This window comes from Vibrio sp. S12_S33, from assembly GCF_963889785.1.
Taxonomy (GTDB): domain Bacteria; phylum Pseudomonadota; class Gammaproteobacteria; order Enterobacterales; family Vibrionaceae; genus Vibrio; species Vibrio aestuarianus.
Map to the genome: position 1 here is coordinate 17,381 of NZ_CAWPQZ010000042.1, position 12,330 is coordinate 29,710.

The window sequence follows — 12,330 nt, forward strand, 5'->3', positions numbered from 1 at the left end:
AAATGCCAAATTCTCCAATCAACCAAGATCCTCTTTACCAAGAACAAGTCAACAAAGCCGTCTGGTCTGCGTGCGATACGTTCCGTGGCACAGTAGACCCATCCATCTACAAAGACTTCATCTTGACCATGCTGTTCTTAAAATACATCTCAGATGTACGCCAAGACAAAGTGGAAGAACTTACTAAACAGTTCGGTGACAACAAAGAGATGGTTGAAGCCATGCTTGCCAGCCAATCATTTAAAATTCCAACAGGTTCAACCTTCTGGGACTTGTATGAAGCCCGCTTTGAAGCTGGTAACGGGACTCGTATTGACCAAGCTCTGCACGCGATTGAAGAAGCCAACGGCACCAAACTAAAAGGCGTGTTCCAAGACATCAGTTTTAACACCGATAAACTGGGTGATGAGAAGCAAAAGAACGACATTCTTCGCCACCTATTGGAAGACTTTGGTAAGCCAACTCTAAACTTACGTCCTAGCCGTGTTGGTTCGCTGGATGTGATTGGCAACGCTTACGAATATCTGATCAAACACTTTGCCGCAGGTAGCGGAAAATCGGCAGGTGAATTCTATACCCCGCCAGAGGTATCGGATCTGCTTTCTATCATCCTAGAGCCACAACAAGGCGACAGCATTTGCGACCCTGCGTGTGGCTCAGGCTCACTGTTGATGAAGTGTGGTAAGCAAGTTCAAAAGAACTTTGGCGGCTCTAAGCAGTATGCCCTGTTTGGTCAAGAAGCGATTGGCTCTACATGGTCATTGGCGAAAATGAACATGTTCCTGCACGGTGAAGACAACCACCGCATTGAATGGGGCGACACCATTCGCAACCCTAAGCTTCAAGACTCTAACGGTGGCTTACTGCACTTTGACGTAGTAACCGCAAACCCGCCGTTCTCGCTAGATAAATGGGGACATGAAGACGCAGAAAGCGATCACTTTGGTCGTTTCCGCCGTGGCGTGCCACCAAAAACCAAAGGTGATTACGCATTCATCTCGCACATGATTGAAACCCTAAAACCAGAGACAGGTCGCATGGGCGTGGTTGTGCCTCACGGCGTACTATTCCGTGCATCTTCTGAGGGTAAAATCCGTCAACAACTGATTGAAGAAAACCTATTGGATGCGGTGATCGGTTTACCTGAAAAACTGTTCTTCGGTACAGGTATTCCTGCGGCAATCTTGATCTTCAAGAAGAAGAAAGACACCAACGATGTGATGTTCATTGATGCTTCGCGCGAGTTTAAGTCAGGAAAAAACCAGAACGTTCTTACAGCAGAAAACATCGACAAGATCGTGAAAACGTACCGCAGCGGCGACAACGTGGACAAGTATGCGTATGTGGCAACCCTCGATGAGATCCGAGATAACGACTACAACCTCAATATTCCTCGTTACGTGGATACGTTTGAAGAAGAAGCGGAAATCGATTTGATGGCAGTGCGCAGTGAGCGTTTGGCACTGCAAACTGAGCTAGCCGATCTAGAAACGGAAATGGCAGGCTATCTAGAGGAGTTGGGTTATGGTGCCTAATGGTTGGGAGGTTAAATCACTATCAAGCATTACTAAGTGGTCATCTGGCGGAACCCCCTCAAAAAATAATCCAGATTATTGGAATGGTGAAATCCCTTGGATTAGTGCAGCTTCAATGCGAGGGCATTATTTCGAAAAATCAGAGCTAAGAATAACTGATTTGGCTGTCGGCAACGGTGCAAAAATGGCACCTAAAGATAGTTTATTGCTACTTGTTAGAGGCAGTATGCTTTGGAATAAAATTCCTGTAGGCATCACTGCAAAAAAAGTGTCGTTTAATCAAGATGTAAAGTGTCTTGTTCCTCATGCAGATGAACTGACTACAGAATTTTTGCTGTATTGGTTTTTAACCTATGAACATCGTTTGATGAACATGGTTACAGGTACAGGAATTGGCGCTGGCAAACTAGATACTTCAGATCTGCAAAGCTTAGACGTATTTCTCCCACCACTCCCAGAACAACGCAAAATCGCTCAAATCCTCTCGACATGGGATCGCGGTATTGCAACGACTGAAAAGCTGATTGATGCCAGCAAGCAGCAGAAAAAAGCCTTAATGCAGCAGTTGTTGACGGGCAAAAAGCGTTTGATTGATCCTGAAACAGGTAAAGCGTTTGAGGGGGATTGGGAAGAGGTTAAGTTGGGTGATATTAGCTACGTCACAACGGGCAACTCCAACAGGGAAGACTCTTCATTAGATGCCGAATATACGTTTTTTGATCGCTCTGAAGATATAAGGAAGAGCAGTAGATACCTTTTTGATTCAGAAGCAGTAATTGTTGCTGGCGAAGGACAAGATTTCATACCAAAGTATTTCAAAGGAAAATTTGACCTACACCAGAGAACCTACGCGATAATGAATTTCGAAAAATCAGTAGGTAAGTTTTTGTATTATTACATAGGTTTTACTCGTCACTACTTCTTGTCTCAAGCGGTTGGGTCAACAGTAAAATCTCTACGGTTACCTATGTTTCAAAAAATGCCTATTCAACTGCCTAGCAAAGATGAACAACAAAAAATTGCCTCAGTCCTCACTGCTGCCGATAAAGATATCGAATTGTTAGAAGCCAAGCTTGCGCACTTTAAGCAAGAGAAAAAGGCGTTGATGCAGCAGTTGTTGACGGGTAAGCGTCGCGTGAAAGTAAACGAGGTAGCCTAATGACTAAGCCCTTACCAATCCATAATGAACTGTTAGATTCCATTCGTGCCTTACTGGTTGATGGACGCAAACAAGTTGCCGCTGCCGTTAACACCGCCATGGTGCAAACCTACTGGCACATCGGGCGCTTAATTGTTGAAGATGAACAGCAAGGCGAGACACGCGCAGAATATGGCAAGCACGTGTTGAAAAGCCTTTCTGTATCGTTAACAGAAGAATTTGGTAAGGGTTTTGATGCTCGTAACCTACGCAATATGCGCCAGTTTTATCTGGTTTTCCCAATTTGGAACGCAGTGCGTACCGAATTAAGCTGGACGCACTATCGCACCCTAACTCGCATTGAAAACGAATCTGCTCGCCATTGGTATATCAACGAAGCCATCGAGCAAAATTGGTCAGCACGAGCATTAGAACGTCAAATCGGCGCGTTATACTACGAACGACTACTGTCAACACAAGCCAAACAACAAGATCTGCAACCCGTTATCGATGAAGCCAATCACAACACTTCCGCTCTGGCATTAACAGCAAAAGATTATCTGCGTGATCCTTACATCTTTGACTTTTTAGGGTTACCGAGCGTGTCATTACAAGAAAGTGAACTTGAACAAGCTCTGATTGATAACTTACAAAAATTCCTACTTGAGCTTGGTAAAGGCTTTGCGTTTGTTGAGCGTCAACAGCGTATTGTCACAGAGGATGGCGACTTTTTTATAGACTTGGTGTTTTACAACTTCCACCTTAAATGCTTCCTGCTTATCGATCTTAAAATGCATAAACTCAGCCATCAAGATGTCGGGCAAATGGATATGTACGTTCGCATGTATGAAGAGAAGAAACGCCGTAGTGACGATAACCCGACCATCGGCTTAATTCTGTGTACCGACAACAACCGCACGGTTGCCAAGTATTCGGTGCTTAATGACAGTGAGCAACTGTTTGCCTCGAAATACATGTTAGCACTGCCAAGCGAAGAAGAACTGCGTCATCAATTAGAAAAAGAACGTCAACACTTATTGGCGCAACAAGGACACATTGATAATGACTAACCCTCATTTACCGAATTTCAAAGAAGAACAAAGCGCAAAAATCCCAGCGTTAACGTTGCTCACTAACCTTGGCTACCAATTTATTCCGCCAAGTGAATGCATGGTGATGCGTGGTAACAAAACCACGGTGATTTTGCCGCAGGTTTTGCGCAAAGTATTGAGCTTTATAACCTTTTCTTTCATGAACAAAGAGCGCCATTTATCGCAAGCTGCCATTGATAAAATCGTGCAAGAGCTGGCTAACCCTGCGATGAATGAAGGGCTAAAAGCCGCCAATGAAAAGCTTTATAACGCCTTAACTTACGGCATTAGTGTCACTGAGTTTGTTGATGGTAAAAAAGCCAACCCAACCATTCAAATCATTGATTGGGACACGCCTGAAAACAACCAATTCCATTTCACCGAAGAGATGGAAGTTGATAACGCCCGTGGTACAGGTAAACGCATTCCTGATGTGGTCTGCTTCGTTAATGGCTTGCCTTGGGTCGTGATAGAGGCAAAACGCCCTGATAGCAGCATCAATGGCAAACCCACCATCACCGAAGGTATTTCGCAAAACATCCGTAACCAAAAAGTGGATGAAATTCCGCATCTGTTCGCTTATAGCCAGCTGTTGTTGTCCATCAATGGGCATGATGGCTTATACGGTACGTGCGGCACACCTGAGAAATTCTGGGCAAAATGGAAAGAAGAAGAAATTAGTGAAAGCACCTTTGAGCGCCTTAAGAACACCTCACTGAATGACGCGCAACTGAATGCGATTTTCAGCCATCGCACGCCAGCAATCAAAGATGAATATCTATCACTGATTGCAGGCGGTGATTTGGTGGTGACAGACCAAGATCGATTATTAGTATCCTTACTGCGCCATGACCGCCTATTAGAGCTAACCCGTTTATTTACCCTGTTTGATAAAAAAGCAGGCAAGATTGTTGCGCGTTATCAGCAAGTTTTTGGTATCAAAGCCTTGGTGGAGCGCATCACTTCTTTTGATGAGAAGGGAGCACGTAACGGCGGTGTGATCTGGCATACCACAGGGTCAGGTAAGTCTTTCACTATGGTATTTTTGTCAAAAGCACTGATTTGGCTAAAAGAGTTAGCGAAATGCCGCGTTGTGGTTGTTACCGACCGTGTGGATTTAGAAGATCAGCTTGCTCGCACCTTTGCCTCTGGCGGCGCACTGTCAGATAAAGACAAAAAAGGGGCGATGGCAACCACAGGCAAACGCCTTGCTGAGCAAATAGGTAAAGGCAATGAGCGTATCATCTTCTCAATCATCAACAAGTTTGGTACGGCGATTAACCTACCAGAATGCTACAACGATAGCCCAGACATTATCGTATTAGTGGATGAGGGGCACCGCAGTCAAAACGGTGAAAACAACATTCGAATGCAGCAAGCCTTGCCAAAAGCGGCTTACATCGGTTTCACTGGTACGCCTCTGCTGCAAGACGATAAAACCGAGAACAAGTTCGGTAAAATCATTCACTCTTACACCATGCTGCAAGCCGTTGAAGATGGCACCGTTACGCCGCTGTTGTATGAAGAGCGTATTCCTGATCTGAGCACCAACGACAAAGCGATTGATGCATGGTTTGACCGTATCACCGATACCCTATCGGAAAAGCAACGCGCTGACTTAAAGCGCAAGTTCGCACAAAAAGGTCAAATCTACCAAACCGAAGGGCGATTAGAGCTAATTGCGCACGATATTTCTGATCACTTCCAAAACTTCAAGCAGCAAGGTTTGAAAGGACAACTGGCCTGTGATTCTAAAGCCTCTGCGATCCGCTATAAAAAGCTGCTAGATCAAATCGGTAAAGTCACTTCCGTTGTTGCGATGTCGCCACCTGATACCCGCGAGGGGCACGATAATGTTGATAATGAAAGTACCGATCTGGTGCAAAATTGGTGGAAAGAAAACGTCGCACAGAAAGGCTGGAGCGATGAAAAAGCCTACACCAAGCACATCATCCAAGAATTTGAAAAGGATGAAGGTCCCGACATTATGATCGTGGTCGATAAGCTGTTAACGGGCTTTGATGAGCCTAAAAACACGGTGCTCTATATCGACAAGCCTTTAAAACAGCACAACCTTATTCAAGCCATTGCACGGGTTAACCGCCTACACAGCAAAAAGCAGTTCGGTTATTTGATTGATTATCGTGGCATTCTCAAAGAGCTGGACATCACCATTGAGAAGTACCAAGACTTGGCTGAACGTACCCAAGGCGGCTTTGATATCGATGATCTCAAAGGTTTATATAACCGCATGGATACCGAGTACAAGAAGTTGCCAGGTTTGTATGATGACCTTTGGGCAATTTTTTCTGGTGTGAAGAATAAGCAAGATGGACAAGCACTTCGTCAGGCTTTGGCACCTAAAATTGATACCATTGATGGTCAGCTAACTGATACCAACTTAAAGCTGCGTAATGATTTTTATGATGCGCTGACCGCGTTTGCTAACTGCTTAAAAGTAGCACTTCAATCAGCGACGTACTTTGAAGATAAGAGCTTCGACAATAAGCGAGATTTATACAAGAGCACGCTGAAATCCATGAGCCAACTGCGCCAGCAAGTTCGTGCTGATGCAGAGGAAACCGTGGACTACGACGAGTATTCGGAAAATATTCGCGCCATGTTAGACAAGCACATTGCAGGTGTGTCGATTGAAGAGCCAGAAGGCGCTTATCTGGTTGGCAACATGGGGAAAGATGCTAAACCAGAGCAAATGACTGATGATGAGGCCAAAAACAAAAAGGATGTCATCACAGGTCGTGTAACCAAGATGATTGAGCAAGATTTGGCGGATGATCCGTATGCCCAAGAGTATTTCTCAAACTTGTTAAAGCAGGCTATTGAGAAAACTAAGGAGATGTTTGATAGCCCCGTTAAACAGTATCTTCTATTTGCGGATTTCGAGCAGCAGGTCAGAGACCGCGATGTGGCAGGATTACCAACGGATCGCTTTGCAGAGCTTGATCCTAAAATCAAACGCCATGTTCAAGCCTACTATGGTCTGTTCCTAAAAGTGCTAGGCGAACCATCACCACTAACGGAAAACCAATGTTTTCAGTATGCGTTAGACATTGATGGCATTGTGCGTAAAGCGGTTGCTGAGTTTTCAATTAACCCATCGGAGATTGAAAACCAAATTCGTTTAGGGCTGCTGCCACTTCTGTTTAATGATGTTGGTATAGACAAAGCGCAAGCCATTATTGCGGATGTCATTCAGATCACCCGTCTTGGCTTATCAGGTAACGGTGTATCAGGTCGCAGGGCATGACTTCTGTTAATCATAAAGAAGGCAATATCGAGGAATATAGCTTCATCTATGGTGATGAAGCTGTTACCTACGAGGTGATCCGCAAAGCATTTGCTGAAGGCAAGAAAAAGAAAATCACCATCCGAGTGCATCCAGATTGCTGTGTCGCTGTTACTGCGCCTCAAGATGCTGAAAAATCGGCAATCCATGAGGCGGTCATGCAACGCGCTCAATGGATTTGGAATGCACTGGTTGAGTTCCGATCTCACTTAGAATATGTGCAAACCAAACACTACGTGAGTGGTGAGATGCAATTCTATCTAGGCCGTCGCTATGTGTTAAAGGTGGTTGAAGACCAAGATGCCATTTCCAACGTGAAGATGGAACGAGGCAAGCTGTTAGTCACGCTCAACCGCTTCAATGAAGATAAACCAAAGCTCGTCAAAGCACTCGTATCTGGTTGGTATGGCGTTCGTGCAGAGCGCATATTCCATGAACGATTAGCTGAGCTTCTGCCGCAGGCAACGTGGGTAGAGGGCATTCCTTCATTTCGCATTATGCCGATGCAAAAACAATGGGGAAGCTGCTCTGCCAAAGGCACCTTGATGCTCAACCCTCATCTGATCAAAGCGCCTAAAGAGTGCATTGATTACGTGATCCTACATGAGCTTTGCCACATCGCGGAATACAACCACAGCGAGCGTTTCTGGCGCTTATTAACTAGCGTAATGCCGAACTGGAAAGAAGTAAAAAGCAAGCTAGATGGTATGGCGGAATTGTATTTGAATGAATAAGGATTACTAAATGAGATGCCCGACTTGTGAAAAACATATTGGCTGGGATTGGCTAGAAGATGAATGCATTGAGCCAAACGAAGCCTTTAATTGCCCACATTGCGATGAAATCTTGCGCTACGAAGTGGATGAAGGCACGTATCTTGGTGCTCAGCATGTAACGATTGAAGTTATAGATGATTAATATGAAGAAAGCAGCAAAACTATCTGATTGCCGTACTTATCGTTATGAACTTGTTTATCAGACAAGAAGTTGTAGAAGATGAAGCCCAAAATGTAATCTTTGTAGTCGTTGGCTTCAATTTTAGAATGCATCTGGTTCGCCGATTCCCAAATTTTGGCGGCAAGCTGTTGTTTATTTGTATCTTACTCTAAATGGTTGTTATCAGTGACTTCGCAATTCGTTTAAATGAAGCAAAGCACGTATCAAAATCGTGTGGTTGTGGGTTAAATACCATTGGTTTTACAAAGTCATCAAAACGTTGTCGAAAGAGGGGATTACTCTCTAATTCTTGTAACCCGAGATTCAATTCTTTGACAGGATCTGCGACAAACTCGGCATGTTGGTTGCCAAAACGTTGGATATCTTCTTTTAATACCGTGTGAAAAAGTGGTGCGAGTGTTTCACTAGTAGTTTTTTCATCGTCAATTTTGTTAGTTAAGTACTCTGTTACCTACGACTAATTTGCGATTAAATTGCTTTGGGTTCCATGAGTACTGGATGGATGAAGGGATTTGAGTACTCTGACCTGAAAGGCTTTGCCAAGATAGGCTATCCATTTCAAAATCTACGCCTTTCATCTTCAAAATTTCACGCATCAGTGCATCAGTACCGCCAGGGTGTGTGGGCATAGGCTTACCCGTTAGGCTGTTGAGTTTGGCTTTGGTATACAGGCCGTAGCCAATCTTAATCAAATCACCTTGTTTCACTAGTTGTCTTAGCGCTCGTCCAACCTGGTCGTAGCTTGCTACATCATCAAAGTCTTTACGTTCAAAGACGTAACGTCTAGAGCGTTTTATCTTTTGATAAATACATTCAACGGCTGTCATTTGAACCAACTTACCATGTTGCCAATAGGAATAAATACGGCATTTCAACAAGAAGAAATACGGCATAAAAATAAAGGAGATCAGATTTAACTATTTGTATTTTAATTATTTATTGTAAGATCGTAAATTATCACCTTGCTCGAAATGGTTCATGCCACCTTGTTTAGGTTCTGAACGGCTAGATTCTGTATTATTTTTAAATAGGCGGCAGAAGCCGCCATGTCTCGATGTTACTACTCTTGTCTATTCAGCTCTTTTGCAATGACTTTAAGTACTTCCGCCGTGATATTCGCTGCTTTCGCTCTGGTAACGATTTTAATATTGTCACCATATTGAACCCAAGCATCTCCATCGTTCACAATTCTAACCATGGCAAAAGTATCTATAGTAAGTGTCTTGTCTATTAGTTGATTATCATCCATAGCAACTCGCTACATCAAATTGACGAAAACTGAGAATGGTACTTGAATTCCATTCGTTTGAAGTCGCATTCCATGCTGTTCAAGAAAGTGCATTAGGAACAGAAGCTTATCCTCACGTTCTTGTTCATCATCTTGCAATTCATAACCCAATATTAGTTTTAGCTGGCTAAATGACTCTATAGTGGAATAAATTGAATAGACACTGTCTAGCTCATCAAAAATCGTTCTAGAGGGGTTACGTTTTAAGGACAACTTAAGGCGATAAACTCGGCGGATATGTTCGATGTTTATTCCACAACTGACTAGATGCGTAAAATCATATTCTTGAGTGAAATCTGCATGTTCCAACGCTTCTGTCACGGCTTGAAGCTCAAAATTAGCTAGTTTACGCATCGCTCACCTCCAGACATGGGAATTTGTTAACAGCATCATGTAGTTGCTGAATTTGAGCTTGTTTTCCATAGCGACCATACGTGATGTTAGGGTGAGCATGACCAACGATCTCCGCAACGACATGCTCAGGTGTATCAGCAATCTTTAACTCATCGATAAAAGTGTGTCGGAATGAGTAAGACGTTGGTCGAGCATTCGGCTTCATTCCAATTGCTGTTTGTAGTTTTCCTAAGTTAGTGCGGTATCGAAATGACCAATCTTTATTCTCGCCATGTGGTTTATAGTTAAACAACTGTTTCTGCTTTTGCTCTCGGCGCTCTTGCACATACTCAAGAAACCCTTCTTTTATCAATTGATTGTGCAAGGGAACAATACGCGAAGCATTAGACGTTTTTAGCCGCTGATCCGCTTCGGAATCGGAAACCGTGATGCATGGGACGCCATCAATCATTTGGATATTAGGGGTTGCTAATTGACAAACCTCTGAAGGGCGGCATCCTTGGTAAATTTGCAGTTTAGTTGTCCATTGAAACTGAGCGTCTTTTTTACGAAATTCAGAGCTGGAGAATAGCCTTTTGATCTCTTTCAACTGCCAGCGGTCACGTTGCTGTGATGCTTTTGTACCACGACTCTTCGGTGCTTTTATGGCTTTGAAGACATTTTTATCAATGAGTTCGATCTGTTCGCAGTAATCAAAGAATTGTTTGTTAGCTGAAATGTATTCTTTTACCGTTTTGCAGCTTAATCTTTTTTCAATCAAGTGATCTCTGTAGGTGGTGGCAGCTTTGGCAGATAAGCTGACGTTTTGCTTGGTCAGATAATCCAAGAAATTAGTACAACGCTGATTCAACTGCGTAAGAGTCAATGGTGTGACTTGCTCCAGCCGTTTGCTATGAATAAAGTTGTTTAACTCAGTGATCAGTTCTTGTTTGCTAATCATACTGCTGTTTACAATTGTTTCAGGAGCAGGAGCAGGAGCAGGAGCAGGAGCAGTAGTAGACATTGCTCGGGTCTCAATACTCCTTGAGGTACTTTTTGACTGTGGGTTGTCTACATGCGGAAGATTCGAGCAGAACTGTTGGCGAATCTCCGCCACTTTTGTAGATAGGCTAATCTTAAAATCTGGATAAGGGATACTTTCTGCTAAAGCTTGTTCATGTAGAGTGTGGATTACGCCAGAAAGTTGCGAATTCCGCTTAGAAGCTAGCCTACGGTGTTTGGTCAGAAGTGAGAGACGAATCTCTCTTGGATAACTAAGAGAAGTCTGTAGTGCAACAGGAGTGGAAATACGTGTATAAAACACGTTATTGCTCAATTTAATCAAATACATATGTATCACCTATTTGTATTAGGTGACATTTGATCGTCTTAAAACGAGAAAAGCCCTTGATAAATCAAGGGCTTGAATGTGGCGGAGAGATAGGGATTTGAACCCTAGAACCGCTATTAACGGTTGCCGGTTTTCAAGACCGGTGCTTTCGACCACTCAGCCATCTCTCCGTGCGGCGCTAATAATAGTTTTTGGCTAGTGTCTTGTAAAGTAATAATTTATTAAGTCTGTTCTGTTTGGCCAATTGCTGTACAGGTGAAAGAGTTAGTACCAGCGCTGATGATTCTTATTGATATATTTTGATTTGATTTTTCAGGTAATTACTCTATTTATTATAAAGCCAATAAAATAGTGTTTTATTTTTATGTTTTTGAAAAATAACGCCTTATTGGTGTTGGGGGAACATGTGTACGCCCGAAAGTGTTTGCAGATAACTGTGAACTGCTTCAAAATTAGCAAATTCCATCATTTTAGATAATCATTGAGGTTTAGATGAAAGTCGAGAATCTTTTTAAGCATCGCGGTGATTCAATGAGTAAGTATCAATCTGAGTTTATGCATTGGGTGTCTCCAACAGTACGAGAGTACTGGGGGGAGTTTTTACATAGAACAAATAGCCGTCAGTTGTTTTCTTGGGTTAGAGATTTTCACCAACCAGTGGTCAATGAAGATATTCCCGTTGCTGAGCCTATTCAATTAAAGCCAGAAGCGCAGACGCTCTACAATCAACTGCAAGCTCAAATTGGCGATGTGATTCATATTGGTGATTGGATGACTGTTGATCAACAACGTATTAACCAGTTTGGTCAAGTCACCGAAGATATGCAATGGATTCACACTGATCCAGAAAAAGCAGAGGTAGATTCACCGTTCAAGACAACGATAGCGCACGGTTTTCTGACCTTGTCTTTACTGCCTAAGTTAACCGATAGCGTCGATCCGAGTAAGTTGATGTTTCCAACAGCAAAAATGGTAGTTAATGTTGGCCTTAACCAAGTTAGGTTTCCTTATCCGGTTAAGTCTGGTAACCGCGTTCGAGCGGTAAGTACTTTATTGAAAGTAACGCCGATTAAAAAAGGCTTAGAGATTGAACGAGAAATCAAAATCGAGATTGACGGTGTGCGTAGACCGGGTTGCGTTGTTACTTCCGTGATTCAACTGCACTTTTAATTTTGAATGAATTTAAAAAAGAGGAGAGCGTTATGCTCTAATGCCGTTCACTTAAGGTGAGCGGCATTGTATTTTCTAGGGTATCGGCTTGGCTTTTTCTTCACGACTCTAGGGAAGGAGCTTTCTCGCCTAGGTTCAAGTATTAAGCTCCCACTCATTG

Annotated in this window: 11 protein-coding genes, 1 tRNA gene and 2 pseudogenes; 7 read left to right on the top strand and 7 right to left on the bottom strand. The window is 43.2% G+C overall.

Annotated features, from left to right (window positions below; genetic code table 11):
• The first annotated feature begins 2 nt into the window (after window positions 1-2).
• The 6 genes from AACW06_RS15685 to AACW06_RS15710 are packed head-to-tail and all read left to right on the top strand — an operon-like array spanning window position 3 to window position 7,989.
• Window positions 3-1,535: a type I restriction-modification system subunit M gene (locus AACW06_RS15685; protein ID WP_192075783.1), complete on the top strand. Its 1,533-nt coding sequence runs from the start codon at window positions 3-5 to the stop codon at window positions 1,533-1,535.
• The gene (locus AACW06_RS15690; protein ID WP_192075784.1) at window positions 1,525-2,694 is read left to right on the top strand and encodes a restriction endonuclease subunit S; all 1,170 of its coding nucleotides are present in this window, start codon (window positions 1,525-1,527) and stop codon (window positions 2,692-2,694) included. The genes AACW06_RS15685 and AACW06_RS15690 overlap by 11 nt, the downstream gene beginning before the upstream one ends.
• Entirely contained in the window at window positions 2,694-3,743 is a 1,050-nt protein-coding gene (locus AACW06_RS15695) for a PDDEXK nuclease domain-containing protein (RefSeq protein ID WP_192075785.1), read from the top strand. Before AACW06_RS15690 ends, AACW06_RS15695 begins: the two co-directional genes overlap by 1 nt.
• Window positions 3,736-7,032, top strand: a complete 3,297-nt coding sequence (locus AACW06_RS15700) for a type I restriction endonuclease subunit R (protein WP_192075786.1) — start codon at window positions 3,736-3,738, stop codon at window positions 7,030-7,032. Before AACW06_RS15695 ends, AACW06_RS15700 begins: the two co-directional genes overlap by 8 nt.
• Complete coding sequence (locus AACW06_RS15705) at window positions 7,029-7,805, top strand: M48 family metallopeptidase (protein WP_192075787.1); 777 nt, start codon at window positions 7,029-7,031, stop codon at window positions 7,803-7,805. The genes AACW06_RS15700 and AACW06_RS15705 overlap by 4 nt, the downstream gene beginning before the upstream one ends.
• Before the next feature lie 10 nt (window positions 7,806-7,815).
• Window positions 7,816-7,989, top strand: coding sequence for a hypothetical protein (locus AACW06_RS15710; protein WP_176245933.1), 174 nt, complete (start codon window positions 7,816-7,818; stop codon window positions 7,987-7,989).
• A 47-nt stretch (window positions 7,990-8,036) separates the two neighbouring features.
• Here AACW06_RS15710 and AACW06_RS15715 read toward each other — a convergent pair.
• From AACW06_RS15715 to AACW06_RS15745, 7 genes and pseudogenes are all read right to left on the bottom strand, one after another.
• A pseudogene (locus AACW06_RS15715) lies at window positions 8,037-8,141 on the bottom strand (type I restriction-modification system subunit M N-terminal domain-containing protein); the annotation flags it as partial.
• A 35-nt stretch (window positions 8,142-8,176) separates the two neighbouring features.
• Window positions 8,177-8,425 (bottom strand): annotated as a pseudogene (locus AACW06_RS15720) (nucleotidyl transferase AbiEii/AbiGii toxin family protein); the annotation flags it as partial.
• A gap of 34 nt (window positions 8,426-8,459) precedes the next feature.
• Window positions 8,460-8,855, bottom strand: a complete 396-nt coding sequence (locus tag AACW06_RS15725) for a DUF6088 family protein (protein ID WP_171981547.1) — start codon at window positions 8,853-8,855, stop codon at window positions 8,460-8,462.
• Window positions 8,856-9,088: 233 nt separating this feature from the next.
• Entirely contained in the window at window positions 9,089-9,277 is a 189-nt protein-coding gene (locus tag AACW06_RS15730) for a hypothetical protein (protein ID WP_176245934.1), read from the bottom strand.
• 9 nt (window positions 9,278-9,286) lie between these two features.
• A complete protein-coding gene (locus AACW06_RS15735) occupies window positions 9,287-9,670 on the bottom strand; it encodes a hypothetical protein (protein WP_171981813.1) in 384 nt (127 codons plus the stop codon).
• Complete coding sequence (locus AACW06_RS15740; RefSeq protein WP_192075788.1) at window positions 9,663-11,000, bottom strand: tyrosine-type recombinase/integrase; 1,338 nt, start codon at window positions 10,998-11,000, stop codon at window positions 9,663-9,665. Before AACW06_RS15740 ends, AACW06_RS15735 begins: the two co-directional genes overlap by 8 nt.
• A gap of 79 nt (window positions 11,001-11,079) precedes the next feature.
• A tRNA-Ser gene (locus AACW06_RS15745) sits at window positions 11,080-11,170 on the bottom strand.
• A 322-nt stretch (window positions 11,171-11,492) separates the two neighbouring features.
• Between AACW06_RS15745 and AACW06_RS15750 the strand changes: the two genes are divergently transcribed.
• Window positions 11,493-12,170, top strand: coding sequence for a MaoC family dehydratase (locus AACW06_RS15750; RefSeq protein WP_192075789.1), 678 nt, complete (start codon window positions 11,493-11,495; stop codon window positions 12,168-12,170).
• Window positions 12,171-12,330 lie beyond the last annotated feature (160 nt).